Source organism: Radiobacillus kanasensis, from assembly GCF_021049245.1.
Taxonomy (GTDB): domain Bacteria; phylum Bacillota; class Bacilli; order Bacillales; family Amphibacillaceae; genus Radiobacillus; species Radiobacillus kanasensis.
In genome coordinates, this window is the sequence record NZ_CP088020.1 from 719,261 (window position 1) to 736,227 (window position 16,967).

General features: G+C 38.4%; 19 protein-coding genes. 16 read left to right on the forward strand and 3 right to left on the reverse strand.

Annotated features, from left to right (window positions below):
- Nucleotides 1-22: 22 nt before the first annotated feature.
- Nucleotides 23-928: a class I SAM-dependent methyltransferase gene (locus KO561_RS03785; RefSeq protein ID WP_231095822.1), complete on the reverse strand. Its 906-nt coding sequence runs from the start codon at nucleotides 926-928 to the stop codon at nucleotides 23-25.
- 159 nt (nucleotides 929-1,087) lie between these two features.
- On the opposite strand from KO561_RS03785, the gene KO561_RS03790 reads away from it, so the two are divergent.
- From KO561_RS03790 to KO561_RS03865, 16 genes are all read left to right on the forward strand, one after another.
- Nucleotides 1,088-1,861, forward strand: a complete 774-nt coding sequence (locus KO561_RS03790; protein WP_231095823.1) for a PhzF family phenazine biosynthesis protein — start codon at nucleotides 1,088-1,090, stop codon at nucleotides 1,859-1,861.
- A gap of 127 nt (nucleotides 1,862-1,988) precedes the next feature.
- Nucleotides 1,989-2,861 (forward strand): AraC family transcriptional regulator, encoded by an 873-nt coding sequence (locus KO561_RS03795; RefSeq protein ID WP_231095824.1) that lies wholly within the window; start codon nucleotides 1,989-1,991, stop codon nucleotides 2,859-2,861.
- Nucleotides 2,862-2,951: 90 nt separating this feature from the next.
- Nucleotides 2,952-3,446, forward strand: coding sequence for a GNAT family N-acetyltransferase (locus KO561_RS03800; RefSeq protein ID WP_231095825.1), 495 nt, complete (start codon nucleotides 2,952-2,954; stop codon nucleotides 3,444-3,446).
- Between the two features lie 17 nt (nucleotides 3,447-3,463).
- Complete coding sequence (locus KO561_RS03805; RefSeq protein WP_231095826.1) at nucleotides 3,464-3,856, forward strand: hypothetical protein; 393 nt, start codon at nucleotides 3,464-3,466, stop codon at nucleotides 3,854-3,856.
- Between the two features lie 135 nt (nucleotides 3,857-3,991).
- Nucleotides 3,992-5,047, forward strand: a complete 1,056-nt coding sequence (locus tag KO561_RS03810; RefSeq protein ID WP_231095827.1) for an ArsR/SmtB family transcription factor — start codon at nucleotides 3,992-3,994, stop codon at nucleotides 5,045-5,047.
- On the forward strand, nucleotides 5,044-6,267 hold the full coding sequence (locus KO561_RS03815) for an MFS transporter (RefSeq protein ID WP_231095828.1): 1,224 nt from the start codon (nucleotides 5,044-5,046) through the stop codon (nucleotides 6,265-6,267). Before KO561_RS03810 ends, KO561_RS03815 begins: the two co-directional genes overlap by 4 nt.
- 90 nt (nucleotides 6,268-6,357) lie before the next feature.
- Entirely contained in the window at nucleotides 6,358-6,873 is a 516-nt protein-coding gene (locus KO561_RS03820) for a nucleotidyltransferase family protein (protein WP_231097036.1), read from the forward strand.
- 20 nt (nucleotides 6,874-6,893) lie between these two features.
- Nucleotides 6,894-7,943 (forward strand): serine hydrolase domain-containing protein, encoded by a 1,050-nt coding sequence (locus tag KO561_RS03825; RefSeq protein ID WP_231095829.1) that lies wholly within the window; start codon nucleotides 6,894-6,896, stop codon nucleotides 7,941-7,943.
- Nucleotides 7,912-8,376, forward strand: coding sequence for a GyrI-like domain-containing protein (locus tag KO561_RS03830; RefSeq protein WP_331000824.1), 465 nt, complete (start codon nucleotides 7,912-7,914; stop codon nucleotides 8,374-8,376). The genes KO561_RS03825 and KO561_RS03830 overlap by 32 nt, the downstream gene beginning before the upstream one ends.
- A gap of 316 nt (nucleotides 8,377-8,692) precedes the next feature.
- On the forward strand, nucleotides 8,693-9,295 hold the full coding sequence (locus KO561_RS03835) for a PP2C family serine/threonine-protein phosphatase (RefSeq protein ID WP_231095831.1): 603 nt from the start codon (nucleotides 8,693-8,695) through the stop codon (nucleotides 9,293-9,295).
- Nucleotides 9,296-9,309: 14 nt separating this feature from the next.
- Entirely contained in the window at nucleotides 9,310-9,903 is a 594-nt protein-coding gene (locus KO561_RS03840) for a DJ-1/PfpI family protein (RefSeq protein ID WP_231095832.1), read from the forward strand.
- A gap of 36 nt (nucleotides 9,904-9,939) precedes the next feature.
- Complete coding sequence (locus KO561_RS03845; RefSeq protein ID WP_231095833.1) at nucleotides 9,940-10,653, forward strand: nucleotidyltransferase domain-containing protein; 714 nt, start codon at nucleotides 9,940-9,942, stop codon at nucleotides 10,651-10,653.
- Between the two features lie 77 nt (nucleotides 10,654-10,730).
- A complete protein-coding gene (gene maa, locus KO561_RS03850) occupies nucleotides 10,731-11,291 on the forward strand; it encodes a maltose O-acetyltransferase (RefSeq protein WP_231095834.1) in 561 nt (186 codons plus the stop codon).
- 206 nt (nucleotides 11,292-11,497) lie between these two features.
- Nucleotides 11,498-11,839 carry a GNAT family N-acetyltransferase gene (locus KO561_RS03855; RefSeq protein ID WP_231097037.1) on the forward strand — a complete coding sequence of 114 codons (342 nt, stop codon included), beginning with the start codon at nucleotides 11,498-11,500 and terminating at the stop codon, nucleotides 11,837-11,839.
- A gap of 12 nt (nucleotides 11,840-11,851) precedes the next feature.
- The gene (locus KO561_RS03860; protein WP_231095835.1) at nucleotides 11,852-12,751 is read left to right on the forward strand and encodes a DMT family transporter; all 900 of its coding nucleotides are present in this window, start codon (nucleotides 11,852-11,854) and stop codon (nucleotides 12,749-12,751) included.
- A 138-nt stretch (nucleotides 12,752-12,889) separates the two neighbouring features.
- Nucleotides 12,890-14,095 (forward strand): MFS transporter, encoded by a 1,206-nt coding sequence (locus KO561_RS03865; protein WP_231095836.1) that lies wholly within the window; start codon nucleotides 12,890-12,892, stop codon nucleotides 14,093-14,095.
- A gap of 57 nt (nucleotides 14,096-14,152) precedes the next feature.
- On the opposite strand, the gene KO561_RS03870 is transcribed toward KO561_RS03865, so the two are convergent.
- Nucleotides 14,153-15,226: an ABC transporter ATP-binding protein gene (locus KO561_RS03870; RefSeq protein WP_231095837.1), complete on the reverse strand. Its 1,074-nt coding sequence runs from the start codon at nucleotides 15,224-15,226 to the stop codon at nucleotides 14,153-14,155.
- Entirely contained in the window at nucleotides 15,223-16,959 is a 1,737-nt protein-coding gene (locus KO561_RS03875) for an ABC transporter permease (RefSeq protein ID WP_231095838.1), read from the reverse strand. The genes KO561_RS03870 and KO561_RS03875 overlap by 4 nt, the downstream gene beginning before the upstream one ends.
- Nucleotides 16,960-16,967: the final 8 nt, after the last annotated feature.

Sequence of the window (16,967 nt, forward strand, 5' to 3'; positions counted from 1 at the left end):
GAATATTTATGCTACTGGAACATTATTTCTTTACAGCATGGATATAATGGATGGTTTCAAATGCAGACAGGTAATCCGTTCGATTCTTAAAGAAACGCTCATCAATTTCCGAAGGTGATAAATGTTCATAAATAAGCAATCCCGATTCTTCTAACAGTTTCTCTATTTCATGATAAGTGAAACACGACTTCATGGGTTCTCCACTTGCCGAAGCCATTTTCACCATATTTTCCACCCGATTAGACAGTCCTTTTTCCGTAAAGAGTCTTTCATCTGCATAATCAAAAACGATGGAGCTCCCCTGTGGAACATCGGTAAATAAATGGCTCAATAAGCTTGATATCTCCTCTTTCGTTAAATAATAGGAAACACCTAATAGGCTGAAGAATGTTTTCTTGTTATCGAATTCTTCTAGATTTTGACGAGAGAACTTAGTGAAGTCCATCGGAATAAAATGGAGGTTGCTAGGAATTGCTAGGTCAGCACTTTTCAGTTTATTAATCTTAAACTCTTGTGTAGCTGGATAGTCTATTTCGAATATTTCTAAGTCGTTTTTTAATTCTGGATGTCGAAAGCAAAACGTATCTAGTCCAGCTCCTAGTATGACATACTGTTTTAGCCCTAACTCCATTTCGTGAAGTAGAATATTTTCACAGTATGCAGCACGTGCGAGTGGGGTGGGAGATAGCTGGACTTGAGTAATCCACTTTAAGATTTCACTTGTATGATCTTGAAACATTTCCGCAATGTCCTTGTTGAAAAATCCAATACCTTGAATCATGTTCTCACTGATGTTTGAGAACTCATTTGGAGAAATGAGATCTTTTGCGATAAAATCATCAAAAATTAATGGTGTATCGTATTCATTGTGATAGGCTCGACCAAAAGCAGAAATTAAGGATGTCAAACTAGACTCATTTTGCTTCAAAACAAATCCTCCCTATAAAAAATAAGATTCCCCTGGCCAGGAGAATCTTATTATACATCCGCTCATTATAATTGTAAATTATAGCATAAATAACTTTTTTTTGTCAATTGTTTAACTCTGTTAATCTTACTGATAGAAATTGAAACTGGGGGTCAAAACGTGAATTTATATTTTATCAATGCTTTTACAAAAGAAGAGTTTAAAGGGAATCCAGCAGCAATCGTTATCTTAGATAAGGAAAAAGAGGAAAAGTGGATGCAACAGTTTGCTAAGGAACTGAATCAACCTATCACTACTTATGTTATGAAAAGGAAAGATTTCTTCCAATTGAGGTGGTTCACGCCTACTAAGGAAATTGATTTATGCGGACATGGAACGTTGGGCGCCTCCCATATTCTATGGAGTGAGGGGTATTGTGATAGACAGTTCCCAATTGAGTATGATACGGCGTCAGGGAAACTAATGGCAGAAGCAACCGTCGAAGGAATTAAACTTTCTTTTCCTGTAATAGAATCTTCTTCCATAGAGTTGATACCAAGGATGGAAAAAATATTAGGTATCCCTATAAAGGAAATGGCTTGGGCAAAAGACAGATACATAGTAGAAGTGGCGGACGAGGACCTTGTCCATCAAGTAAAACCTAACTATGAATCGATGAAAAAACTAGACGGTAGTGTCATTGTAACGACTTCTGTATCAGAGAAATATGACATGGTATCTAGGTATTTTGCTCCCCAAATCGGAGTGAACGAGGACTCTGTTACAGGATCTGCACATTGTGCACTTGCCCTCTATTGGTCGAAAAAATGGAATAAAAAAGAATTCAAAGCGTATCAAGCTTCAGAGAGAAGTGGGGAACTACAATTAAGCTTAAAAGAAGATTCGGTTGAAATCATTGGGGACTGTATTACTATAATCAGAGGAAAATACTAAATTCCAATTCGTAAATCGTTGCCTATGATTGGTTGAGCAGAACAAACAATGCCTGCAAAGTCGTGCACAGAAAGTCGGATGTACAAATATTACTCCTGCTATGCTATGGATATGAGGAGGTCATTATATGGATATGCTTCAACAAATGAACAAGGCTATGAACTATATCGAAGAGAATCTCACGGGCGAGATTGATTTTAAAGAGGTTGCGAAGATCGCATTGTGCTCCGAGTATCATTTTAAAAGGATGTTTTCATTTCTTGCAGGGGTTACCTTATCGGAATATATTCGACGAAGACGGCTCTCACTCGCTGCTTTTGATTTAAGGCAAGAGAATGCCAAAGTTATTGATGTTGCTGTGAAGTATGGATACCATTCACCTGATTCGTTTGCGAGAGCATTTCAGCAATTACATGGTGTGTCGCCCTCCGAAGTAAGAAAAGATCTACCATTTCTTAAAGCTTATCCTCCGATGACCTTCCAATTAACGATTGAAGGAGGAAAGGAAATGAATTATCGAATAGTCGAAAAAGAATCATTCCGTATTGTAGGTTTGTATAAGCGGGTACCAATCAAATTCCATGGAGTCAATTTGGAAATCGCTTCTATGTGGAAAAGCTTAGATCCTGAAAAAATAATTCAATTAAAGGAACTCTCCAATGTGGAGCCTCTGGGTCTAATTAGTGCATCCACAAATTTTTCTGAAGAAAGAATGGAAGAGAAAGGTGAGCTAGATCATTATATCGGTGTTGCCACAACGAATTCATGTCCAGATCGCTTCGATGAACTTGAAATTTCCGCATCCACATGGGCTGTTTTCGAAGCGGTTGGCCCGTTCCCCGATACACTACAAAATGTATGGGCACGAATATATTCCGAATGGTTTCCTACTTCTCACTATGAACAAGTAGAAGGACCAGAACTTCTTTGGAATGAAAGTAAAGACATAGATTCGCCCAAATTTAAAAGTGAGATTTGGATTCCTGTGAAGAAAAAGTAATTCTAATAAAAAGCGTTAACTCTTTAAAATGGGTTAACGCTTTTTTAGTATAATTTATATAGGAAGGATTTATAGGAGGTCGGAACAAATATGAACAATCTTAAAATCGTAATAGCAGAAGATAAGGACAGTAGGGAAATCATCCGTATGTTAAAGCAAATTGCTCAATGGATGAAAGATAGTGGGATAGATCAATGGGGATTCCTATTGCAAGGCGGAGATGATGAAGAAATTAAACAAGCCATATCCAATCAAGAAACATACAAGGTTTTACATAATAATGAGTTGATAGGTACTTTTAGCCTCTTGGAAAATCAGAGCGAATGGGATCTGCATATTTGGGGAGAAGATTCCTCCGAAAACTCTTTGTATTTACACAGACTAGCAGTTGTTCCCGAGTACATGAAACATGGAATAGGTACATATATTTTAACTTGGATGGAGAACCACTTTAGTAATGAAAAAGTATTTCTTAGATTAGATTGTGTAGCGGATAATAAGAAGCTTAATAGTTTTTATAAAGTTAATGGTTTTGAACTTGTAGGTGAGAACGATGGTCACAGTAAGTATCAAAAACGCTTGTGATAGGGAGGCGAGAAGTAATGAAACCATTTTATTTTACAAAACTGTTAGCTGTAATTATGGCCTTACTAACCATTTTTGCGACCATAGGGTACGTTTTCCTTGCTTTTATAGGATATGGGTTAGGAAGGGCATTGAATTCAGAGGTGGATACAACAGCAGTAGAGAAACAGGTAGTGATTATGGTTGTCACTTTTCTTTTTATAGCCTTGCTCACGGCAATTGGTTCTTTCTGGCTAAGGAAGAATGCATGGCGAGTTTTTTACATAGGATTTTGCTTTGTTTTAGGGGTTGGCTGTGTTGGAGTCTCTTTCTTCTCGATTATGTCCACTGGAATAGGAGCTGCTATATTAATAGTTTGCATTGGTATTGGTTATTTGTGGCTAGGGTATTTGGCGTTGAAAAGAATATAATTTTGACTGGATGTAAGCTCCTTATAGAACTTACATCCTTTTCTTTTGAAAATTTATTCTATATGTATTGAATAATTAATTCGATGAATATAAAATAAGTGTTAACAACTTTAAATGAGGGGGTCCATATGGAATATGGAGGTTCTAAATCTTGCAAGTAAAAAAAGAGAAACTTACTCGGTACAGATAAAACACTCTGTTTTATGGGAATGTGCATTGGGAATAGCGGCTGTGACAAATAAACGCCTTATAAAGACACTAGAGAAGCAAATGGATTACTGGGAAGAATTAAGAAAAAACTTATCAGAAGAGTTGTCTACAGATTTAAAATTTGTGGAAAAAAATAATACATGGAAGACTTTACTGCAGTTATTGCATGCGAAGGACTTTGATACATTAGATGAATTTGCAAACTACATAGAAAATCTAACCGTGACGGAACTCAAATTCATCAGCCTTCCTTTTGTAGGATTTCAGTACCAAGAAACAAGGCAAGAGGCTGCTGAAGGTAATAAAATAGCTAGGGGTACGCTTAAAAAACTTACTTGTGACAATCCTTTTTTTCCTAGTTATATAGACTTCATTGGGAAAGAAGATGGACAGCTACTAAAAGAACATCTCATCCGAGTGATGACTCGTTGGTACCAAGAGGTTGTAGAGTCAGAATTAAAAAAGGTAAGCGAAATTCTAGAAGTAGATAGTAATTCTAAAAAGCATATGGCCGAAAAAATGTGCTCTGAAGAGTTCGTAGAATGGGCAACTGGAGGGATTACGTATCTACCTGAACCTTCGGTAAATGAGGTTTTGTTAATTCCGCAATTTGTGTATCGACCATGGAATATAGAAGCTGACTTAGAAGGTACGAAGGTATTTTATTACCCCGTTGCAAATGAAAGCATTACACCAGATGATAGATATACTCCGAATCATAATTTGGTTCTTAAGTATAAAGCTTTAGGGGATGAAGCTCGAATGAGATTAGTTAAGTTGCTTTATGAAGCAGACCGATCTTTACAAGACATTACCGAACAGTTAGATATAGGGAAATCGACCATTCACCATCATTTAAAAATATTAAGATCAGCAAAACTAGTAGGGATGAACGGTTCAAAGTACTCGCTTAAGAAGAGGTCTATTGAGCTGTTATCGAAAGAGATTTACATGTATCTAGACAATGGGAAAAGTAAATGAGTAGACCCTTAATCAAAAATAAGTCTTTCATTTCGGTTTGGATTGGAAATGCAGTTTCGGAACTAGGCGGTGCGTTTGGAACATTCTGCAATTCTATTATTGTGTACAATCTCACTGGTTCGACTTTGGCTTTAGGGAGTATGTGGTTGCTTTATTTTGTTCCATCTCTGATCCTTCAGCTGTTTATAGGTCCATTTATAGATAGATGGAGTAGGAAGTGGACGATGATCGTTGCCCAATGGACAAGGGGGGTCATATTTTTCATTCCCCTCATTAGTTTATTTGTAGGAAGTATACAACCTTGGCAGATTTATGCGGTTCAGATTGTCATAGGATTAATTACCCCGATATATACACCAGCAAACCAGGCAATCACTCCTACTATTGTATCGAAAGAACATCTGTCCATAGCGAATTCATACATGGATGGAACAGTGAGATTAATGACATTCCTTGCTCCATTAGCAGCTGGGATTGTCGTAGAGTACATCGGGGTAAAACCAACTCTTATTTTAGTAAGTACGTTATTGATTACTAGTGGTACCTTGTTACTTTTCATAAATGAAAATAAAGAGAGTTTAACGATTCGAAAGCCTTGGCTAGAGCAATTCATGGAAGGCTTAACCTATTACTTTAAGCAGCCTATCATTGTTTGGTTAGGCATTTTTTTAGCCTTTGTTCAGTTTGGAGTAGGGGTAACGATGGTCATTACGCTTCCATATATAACTGGCGAACTCTCAGGCAGTTATGCGCAATATGGATACTTTATGGCTGGTTTTCCTTTGGGCTATGTCATTGGTTCACTACTGGTAGGAAAAATGACATTTAAAAGTAGGAGACTCCTAATGTTAGGATCTCTTGTTATTGGAGGTTCTACCTTCATTCTACTAGGTTTGAACCAAAGTATTTTATTGGCCATTATTATTGAAGGAATTGCAGGAATAGCGATGGCAATATTTAATATACATAACATCACGATATGTCAGGAATTAGTCCCGAATCATCTAATGGGGAAGGTCACTTCCGTTAGGCTATTTATTATTAGAGCTACTATGCCACTAGGTGTATTATTAGGCAGTCTTTTAGGGGAAACATGGGGAATCAGAACACTTTATCTCATTATTGGATTCATAATTTGTGCAGTATCTTTATGTGGAATATTACTCCCTTACTTTAAATTCATAGATAAATCGATTGAGGGGAATAAGGTTGCTTCTTGAAGTCATATGCTATGATAGGAATGTACGTTCGGAGGTGGGGAGTTGAAAACGAGGGAAGCTATAGTAGGAGTAATTTCAGATGATGAAAGAATGATGGAAATATTAAGAGCAGCGAAGAGATTGAATCTACCAGATTGGTGGATTTGTGCTGGTTTTGTTCGGGCGAAAATATGGGATACGCTGCATGGATATGAAGAGGCAACAAATACTCCAGATGTCGATGTAATCTATTTCGATCAAACAAAAACAGATGAATCGGTTGAAAAGGAATTGGAAACGAAATTAAGAAGCTTGCTTCCTGATGTGCCCTGGTCAGTAAAAAATGAGGCGAGAATGCACGTGGTGAATGATATTCCTGCTTATGCATCATCAGTGGATGCGATATCTAAATTTCCTGAAACAACAACCGCTCTTGGGGTGAAGTTGGATGATAAGGACTGTGTCGTTTTAACAGCACCTTGTGGCATAGAGGATGTATGGAACATGGAAGTAAGACCAACCACATTTTTTAAGGAAACTAGAGAACGAATGGCTATTTATGAACGTAGGATAGTTCAAAAGAAATGGCAATCTATTTGGCCGAAGGTGAAAGTTTATCATACATAAAACAGAAAGAAGTAGTGAACATGCAAGAAATAATAAATTATGTAGAGGATATAAAAAAGCGTAACCACAGTAGTGCTTCTGCCTTGTTGATCATGAAAGACAATAAAGTAGTATTAGAGCATTACAATGGATTCCATTCTAATGTATCCCATTCCCAACCTGTTTCGGAAACGTCTCAGTTTAATGTTGCTTCTGCACGTAAGAGCTACTTGGGATTAGCAATCGCCTATGCTCTTTACGAGGGGAAGATTAATAGTCTAGATGACTATGCGATCGAGTATTTTGAGGAATTTGATAAGGAACTTTTAGAAAAAACTACCTTAAGACATTTAGTAACGCATTCTCATGGATTACATGAGAAAGAAGATGGGACTATTTTTAGAGAATTTGAACCTGGTCAAAGCTGGGCATACAGAGGAATTAACGTTTTAATGATGACTAAGCTCATCCGAAAGCTTTATCAAAAAAGCTTCCCTGAGTTGATAAAAGAAAGGGTATTCCAACCCCTAGGCTTTAGAGAAACAGATTGGTACACAAAGCCTAATGACAATCTCGTACAAGTAATCGACCAGCCTGAAAAAGTGGCAACCTATAAGTTAGGAAAATCAATGGATGGATTAGAATCCAATCTTCATGCTTCTACTCGCGAATTTGCTTTATGGGGAAACCTCCATCTTAATAAAGGGCTTGTGAATGGCAAGCAGATTGTTCCGCAAAAAGTAATAGAGTTAGCCATTCAAGTGCAAAATCCTTTTTATTTGGATGATCAGCTTCCTCATAATGGTTTGTTTTGGTACGTACAGGATCAGCCAAGGTTAAAGAGTGAAGTTGGAGAAAGAGTTCCGAAAGGCTCTTTTCAAATCTTAGGAATAACGGGGCCTACGATATTAGTGATTCCAAAGTATAATCTTGTTGTAGCAAAAATGTATAATAAAAGATACAACTATGGTGGAGCTAATTACCTTCACTATCTTAGAGAATTTAGTAATCTAGTGGCTGATACTTTTAAACAAACTCATGAAGGGAATGGAAATAACAGTGGCAGACAAATACATAAAAGAAATGGATGAATTAAAATTAGTAGGTTTTCGCGTTCTATGTCCAGGTGATCAATACATAAAGGAAATTCCAAAAGCTACATGGAATTTAGAAGAACGTGTCAGCGAAATAAAGCATGTGATACATCCAATCCGCCAAATAGGTGCATTTGTAGTAGATAATGAAACGGATGAGGAGGATGGGTACTGGGTTTGTGTAGAAGTAAAAGAGTTTGAAGATGTACCGGCTGATATGGTGACATTAGTAATTCCAGCACAGCGATACGCTGCTTTTCGTTACAACGGACCAAATCATAAAATAATGCATGAGGCATATGGAGAACTACACAAATGGATGGAAAAAAAGAACTTAAAGAGGCTAGAAAATAAATGGCATTTAGAAGTATTCTTCAGTTGGAAAGACATAGAAAATGTGGATATCGAGCTATTAGATACAGTGGAGTAGAAAGAAATGATACAAATTAGATCGGAGAACAGTAATGAACATCATTAAATACCTTGGTACTCAATTTCTAATATTTAGTATTTTTGTTTTAGCTGCATACTTTCTCAGATCCCTATTTAGGAAAGCCTTTTAATCAAGAGGATTTACTAGCAATTCTTATCATGGCACCTGTCGTCTTCCTTGTACTTATTCTCAACGATAAATTTAAAGAAAGATTAAGCTCTATCCGTCTACCGATAAAGATTTTACTTTCTATAGTAGCCGTGATTTTGGCGATTGTGTGTATGGGGATTTTAACTGGTGAATTGACATAGAGATGACTGTAGAAGAAGCAAAAGCTTTTGGTATTATGATGTCGAGAGTGAGTAAGGCATTAAAGGTATCTGAACTAGGACCAAACGAAGCTTTTTATGGCATCCAACAGATGATCATTGATTCATTTCAAAGTAACGAATTTTTGAAGAAGTGTAAACAACTAAAGGGAGAAACAGCCTGCCTTTTTGTGATTAGGAAACAGAACTTCCTATGGTGGTTATCTATCGGGGACTGTGTCTTATATGTTTATCACCCAGAGCTCGCTCAATTGGGTGAATATCAGCAAAACCATCGTAGTTTCTACGAATGGATTGGACAGGAGAGTACCTTTCAGAAAGCAGTTCCTTGCTACAGTTCGGGTGTGAAGGAATTAAGACAAGGGAAAAACCACATCTTTTTAACGACCGATGGTCTTATTGAATGCCCGAATACGAACTTTGGAAATCCATCAGAAATTTTAAAAAGATTTGAAAAGGTGTCCAATCGAGAAGGAGTTCAATCCCTGCTAGAAGAAATAAATGAGAAAGATGTTCGAGATAGCACTACTATTCTTTCTTGGAAGATCTTGAACAAGGAAAAGGCAACAATGCCAAGTGATCTTTAGAAAGGAGATGCAAAATGTCTCAAAGAACAGTCGGAATATTTCTTTTTAATGAAGTGGAAGTATTAGATTTTGCAGGGCCTTTTGAAGTCTTCTCACTTACTACGCTTCCTCAGACAGATGAGAAACCCTTTAATGTTAAAACAATTTCCGAGAATGGAAAGGCGATATCAGCAAGGAATAGATTAGTGGTTACTCCAGATTTTAGTTTTGCTAACCATCCTTCATTAGATATTTTGATTATTCCAGGTGGCTTTGGAGCAGAAGAGATAGAGATACATAATTCAAAAGCGATTAACTGGATGAAAGAACAAGGTTCAAAAGTAGAAATTGTAACTTCGGTTTGTACAGGAGCATTATTACTAGCAAAAGCAGGTTTGCTTGATGGGCGCAAAGCAACCACTCATTGGATGGATGTAGATAGATTAGAAAGGGAATTTCCTTCGGTAATGGTACAAAGAAATGTGAAGTTTGTGGATGAAGGTTCCATTATAACTTCAGGGGGAATTTCTGCGGGGATTAACATGTCCTTTCATTTAATATCTAGACTTCATGGAAAAGAGGTTGCGGAACAAACTGCTAAGAGAATGGAATATGAAATTGTGCTTTAATTCAAGAAAACATCAGCCGCTATAGGAGAATGAAAAATGAGTAAACCCAATCCAACTAAAGCAGCACACCAATTTGTTGAAAAGTATTTTCCAGACTGTCAGGGCGCCTTGCTTGCAGGGAGCACAGTAAGAGGGGAATACACAGCAACCTCTGATCTTGATATCGTAATTTTTGATACAAGTATCAGTCAATCATACAGAGAATCACGATTCGAATTTGGATGGCCAGTTGAAGTATTTGTACATAACTTAACCTCCTATCGCCAGTTCTTTGAAAGTGATAAGCAACGGGCAAGACCATCTATGCCAAGAATGATAGCGGAAGCAATCACTCTAAAAGACACCGAGGTAATTCAAAAAATCCAAGAAGAGGCACAGCAGCTTCTCGATGACGGACCGGAAGAATGGACAGCTGACATAATAGAAACAAAGCGATATTTTATAACAGATGCGCTAGATGATTTTATAGGAAGCTCTGTCAGAGCAGAGGAACTATTCATTGCCAACTCTCTAGCTGAGTTAATCAGCGAGTTTGTTTTAAGAACAAACCGTAGGTGGATTGGTGCGTCTAAATGGATCGTTCGATCTTTGAAACATTATGATGAAGAATTCACAGAACGCTTTGTGGAGGCATTTGATACTTTTTATAGGACAGGCGACAAACATGAAGTCATAAAGCTAGCGGATGACGTATTGAAGCCTTTTGGTGGTCGGTTATTTGAAGGGTTTTCTCTAGGGAAATCAAAGTAAGTATGTTTGAAAATACATGCCACTACAAGTACACTTCATGTATGTATGTGAATTTGATGGGAAGTAGGAGATAAAAAGTGAAAACGGAAAAAGAAAAAATGATAGCGGGTGAACTGTACAAGCCTGGTGACCCTGAGTTAGTAGCAGGACGTAAAGAAGCGAGAAGACTTGTTCGGTTATATAATCAAACAACAGAGGATGATGGCCAAGAACGCACGAGAATCTTAAAGGAATTATTCGGATCAACGGGAGAACATCTGTATATGGAAACGAATATCCGTTGTGATTATGGCTATAACATTTATGTCGGGGAGCATTTTTATGCAAACTTTGACTGTGTCCTTCTAGACGTTTGTGAAATTCGAATTGGCGACAATTGCATGCTCGCACCGGGAGTACATATCTATACCGCCACTCATCCTCTTCACCCAGTCGAACGTAACTCTGGAAAAGAACTAGGAAAACCTGTAACGATTGGCAACAATGTGTGGATTGGTGGAAGTGCTGTAATTAATCCCGGAGTTACGATAGGAGACAATGCTGTGATTGCCTCTGGTGCAGTAGTGACGAAGGATGTTCCAGCTAATACCGTTGTCGGTGGGAATCCCGCGAAAATTATTAAAGAAATAGAGCTCTAAGAAACTAAATTCTCCATTTGCATCGGATTTAACTTTTGTTAAAAGGCGCGACCATTGTGGTTGCGTTTTTTATATGGACAGAGAAATGGCTTTTTGAGCAAGCTCTAAGTGTAGTAAAATGGGGATTGATTAAAAAGAAAGAGGTATGTCCATTGACTATAAAGATATTGAGTTATTCAGATAAACCAATAAAGGCTTCGGATGTGATGAAGCTCTATGAAGATGCTGGCTGGTGGGAAGAAAGAACAGAACTCGAGATTGAAAAAATGCTAGAGCGTGTTAGCTCTGTAGGGGCATGGAAAAGTGATTCGCTTGTCGGGTTTGCGAGAGCCGTTTCAGATGATACATTTAGGGCGTATATCGAAGACGTTGTTATTCTACAAGACTACCAAAAATCAGGAATCGGTATGATAATGATAGCTAAACTTCTTGATGAACTTTCTCATATCGATATAATAAGTCTGTTTTGCGAGGAACACCTCATTCCGTTTTATGAGAAAAATAATTTTAAAACGAGCAAATCTCAATTCGTACTACATAGGAAATAATGGGGAGGTAACATGAAAACATCTCATGGACTACTATTAACATTTTCTGTAATCGCGATATCCTTTGCGGCTATATTTGTAAAATGGTCGGAGGCTCCTGCCACTATAATTAGTATGTACCGCATGTACTTAGCCTGTGTTCTATTACTGCCAATTTTATGGTTCAAGCGAGAGGATATAAAAAGACTCACAAAAAAGGATTGGCTCTTCTTAGCATTATCAGGTGTTTTTCTAGCCATGCACTTTGCGTTATGGTTCGGTTCTTTAAAACTAACAACGGTCGCAAGTTCAACAATTATCTTATCCTTGCAGCCTATTGTCGCACTAATCGGTGGATTCATATTTTATAAGGAACGGGTCACGATTGCTACAATCTTAACGATCGGAATTTCCATCGTGGGTGTTGTTATTATAGGTTGGGGAGATTTGGGCTTGAGTACGGCTGTTATTATTGGTGACATCCTATCTTTCCTATGCGTAATCGCAGTTGTCTGTTATCTATTAATTGGCCAGAACAAGGTAAAGACCATCTCCCATTGGGTTTATAGTTTCTTTGTATTCCTCTTTGCTGGAATGGCATTATCTGTGTTTAACCTGATAGCAGGTGTTTCGATGGTCGGATACAGTTCGCGAGAGTGGGGTATTTTTGCTTTGCTAGCCATTTTCCCAACAGCCGCGCATGTTATCTATAATTCATTATTAAAATATATGAATACCGCAACGATCTCGATGACGATACTTGGCGAACCAGTCGGAGCTACGATTTTAGCGGCCATTTTACTAAATGAACAAATTATTGGCATGCAGATTGTAGGAGGATTTTTTGTTTTAGTTGGTGTATTTCTGTTTTTAATGCAACAGCGAAAGGAAGCGGCTAAACAAAAACATAAAGGGGAAGAGCTTGTATCGTGATATGATAGAAGCAAGATTATTCTTAAGATAAATCATGTCCCCAGATTTGTCTAACTGAAAAAGGAGCAATGTAAGATGAATAGTCCAATTTAAAATTCCCCTTTCATACAAGCAATTTAACTATTTGGGGGACTATTGATGAAACAGAATAAAAATTTCGCTTTATTGCTAGTCGGACAATCGCTTGCGAATATAGGAGATGTCTTGTATGTTGTAAGCATTATTAGTCTTATTTTTGTCTGGACGGGTTCAGCAACAGCGTCATCCTTCGTACCGTTTACAATTACAACCTCGATGTTCATTTCGAGTTTGTTAACACCACTATTGATCGGTAAAGTGAATTTGAAGTGGTTAATGGCAGGTTCACAAATTGGGAAAACGGTGTTGTTACTTATACTAGGGCTTGTGTTGATGGGGCTAGCTGCAACGCATTTCTATGTTATTTTTCTTATAATTTCGTTGATTGCTTTTCTAGATGGCTGTGCCAATCCAATTCGGCAAACGCTCATTCCGCATTACGTCAATTCGGACGCCTTAATCCAGGCAAACGGTCTTGCGCAAACAGTCACACAAGTGATTGAAGCGGTGATGTGGTTTGTTGGTAGTTTGTTTTTACTTTTTCTAACGTCCCAACAGCTCATATGGCTGGTCGGAGGATTATTTGGAATTGCGAGTATTGTGTTGTGTTTCTTAGAAAATGTGGAGCATTCATCTGCAGAGCCAAGAGGAAAGCTGGATCAGGTGAAAGAAGGCTGGAAGACACTTTCCAAGACGCCTGTTTTAAGGAGAATTGCTTGGATAGATTTTTTAGAAACATTGGCAGGGACTGTTTGGATTGCAGCTATTTTGTACGTGTTCGTGAGTGATGCCCTCCACGTAGGTGAAAAATGGTGGGGCTTTATCAATGGAGCTTTCTGTCTAGGACTGATTGTCGGAAGCTTGTATTGTGTTCGTTATTCAAAGCTTGTTGAGAAACGAATGAGTACATTTATTTTAATTGGTTCGGTTTTGGGCTTCATCGTTACGGTTCTATTTAGTATGAATAGTATTCCCATTGTCGCCCTATTTTTGTCCTTATGCGTTGGGGTGTTTATGCAAATCAAAAATATTCCACAACAAACCGTAGTCCAGACGAGTGTAGCAAAGGAGCAGCTTTCGACCGTGTACACGTCATTAAGTGCGATTGCTACGGGAGTGTTTGGTGTTGGCTCACTCCTGATGGGATTTTTAGCGGACTTAATAGGCATTCGCTTTGTATTCTTGTTTGCGGCACTGCTATTAGCATTAGTAATCGGAATTGTTTGGAAGAGCAAGCATTTGTTTGTCAAACATATAACGGAATAATAAAACAAACCGCATGGATGTAAATTTCCATGCGGTTTAAGATTGTTCATGAATAGTTTAAAAACTAGCTGTTTTCTCAGGATGAACTCCCATTGGAATTTGCTCTTGTTTCATTCGGACAAATACAGAGTCCCCAAGTGGGAACGCCTGCCATAGATCCATGTGAACAACCCAGTTTTGCTGTTGCGTTTGCACGGTATAGTGAATTTCCTTCCCTTGATATTGCACACTGGTGATAACTCCGGGAATACCGCCCTCATCATGAGAAAGTTCAATTTGCTCTGGACGGAGTGGATATAGGCTTTTCTTTTTTAAATCATCGGAAACTCCGTGATCCTGCCATTTCAATTGGGGAGCTAGTTCCGGTTCAAAATGATTTTCGTACCATGTTCCACGTATTAGGTTTGCTTTGCCTACAAAGCTAGCAACGAATTCCGTGGATGGAAAGCTATAGATTTCTCTTGGCGTACCTACCTGTTCGATTTTTCCTTGATTCATGACAACGATACGGTCGGCCATGGCTAGAGCTTCGCTTTGGTCATGGGTTACATAAATAATAGTGGCTTTCGTTAAGCGGTGTATCTCTTGAATTTCCTTGCGCATTTCCATTCGGAGCTCCGCATCCAGGTTACTTAACGGTTCATCCATTAACAATAGATCCGGTTGAGGTGCAATCGCACGTCCTAGTGCTACCCGTTGTTTTTGCCCGCCTGAAAGTTCATTTGGCATTCTACCCGCAAAGGCGTTCAATTCCGTGATGTCTAATACGTCCTGAATTCGCTCTTCTATGTTTATACCTTTTGGAACAAATCGATGGTGGACTAAAGGGAATCTAATATGTTCCTTTACATTCAAATGTGGCCATAGCGCAAAGGATTGAAACACCATTCCAATGTTTCGTTTTTCTGGTGGTAATGTAGATTTAGGGTTTCCTACTTCGCTTCCACTAATTTGAATGCTCCCATCCGTAGGTGAATCGAAGCCTGCTAGTAGGCGAAGGAGCGTAGTTTTTCCACAACCAGATGGTCCCAAAATGGCGATGAATTCACCATCTTCAATTTCCAGATGGATTCCTTTAAGAGCCTCAAACTTGCCAAACTGCTTTACTAAATTCTTTACTATGGTTGTCATGACTGTTTTCCCACCTTTCGATTCCAAAAAGATTCCAATACGTACAACAAGAAAAACCCAAGGATAATTAAACCGACAATTAAACTGGAAAAGGCTGTAGAATAAGTCGAATAGCCAGCTTGCTCGTAACCGAAAATAACGACTCCAATCGTTTCGGAATTACTGGACCACAATAAAGAGGACACCGTTAATTCTGTTAAGGCCGTTAAAAAGACCAAAAACGCTCCGCTTAGTACACCGGGTAAAAGAAGAGGGATTAAAATTTTTCTCCACTTTGCCCAGCCATTCGACCCACTAACCTGTGCGGCTTCCTCCATGGAAATATCTACTTGCATGACGGCTGTGATACTGCCACGGACCTGTAAGATGAGGAATCTCGTAATATAGGCGATAAACAGAATCATGATCGACCCATAGATACCAGGATTCCACCCGGGAAGGGGCTCCATCCAAGCAAAAATCATGGAAAGCGCCATGACGGTCCCAGGTAGTGCGTATGGTAATCCAATCGAGATTTCTGTCCACTTGTTTAATGGATTCGGCTTACGAATACGGTAATAGGCAAATGCCGTCCCTACGACAATCCCAATAATTGTCGTTAAGGAAGCAAGGGTCACACTATTAAAGAATGCTTGCTTTGCTTTCGGACTCGTATCTAGGATGAATTGATAGTTTTTTAGACTTATATTTTCTAACGTGAAATCTACTCCATAAGCCGTCAAGAGAGAAGTCATAGCCATGGAAACAAGTGGAATGACACCTGTAAGAAGGAAGAAACACCATAACATGACTTCTATCCATATTTTCTTCTTCCCTAAATAATAACGAGGCTGTTTGTCCTCTGTTGTGGTTTCGATTCGTTTTGATTTTCTTAGCAAAAGCCACTGAAATAAGGTTCCAAGTAATGCAATTACACCTAAAATCACAGAAAGAGTGGCAGCATTAGCGAAAGCAGAAGGTCCAAACCCTACTACTTGTTGATAGATATACGTACTTAACACACTTATGTTAGCTGGAATACCTAAGAAGGCAGGGATGCCGAAGTTATCTAAATTAGCTAAAAAGGCAAGAAATCCACCGCTTGCAATTCCCGGTAAAGCTAAAGGGATAGTTACTTTTAAAAACGTCGTCCACCTACTAGCTCCTGATACTCGGGTAGCTTGCTCCAATTCACGTGGAATTTTTCTTAATACACTAACAGAAAGCAAATAAACTAAAGGATAATGCGATAAGCCAAGCACAAATATGATCCCCGCTAAGCTGTAAAGATTTATATCTGGAACAGAAAAAGGGAGAAGGGATGCTACTTTTTGAAAAAGTCCGCTTGCTCCAAAAAACTGCGTCCAAGCCAGCGTAGATATATAAGACGGAATGACAAAAGGTAGAATAATAAATATTTGCATCAGTTTTTTAGCGCGTAAGTCTGTGTAAGCAACTAACCATGCAAATGAAACCCCTAGTGTGACTGATATAGCTGTAGATCCAACAACGATAATCAAGGTGTTCTGAATAACGGACCAAGTCGTTGGGTCCTGAAGGATAGTCGTGTAATTGGTTAATGCAAAAGCTCCATCCTTTTGGAAGCTTAGGGCAATTAATCGATATATTGGTAAAAGAAAAATGACAAAAATAATCGGGATGCCAGTCCATGTTAGTAATTTTTTTGGTGTAAATAGAGAAGATAATGCCTTAGTTGGCACTATCTCTCTACTAGAAGATACATTTGCTTTCATTCGCTCAC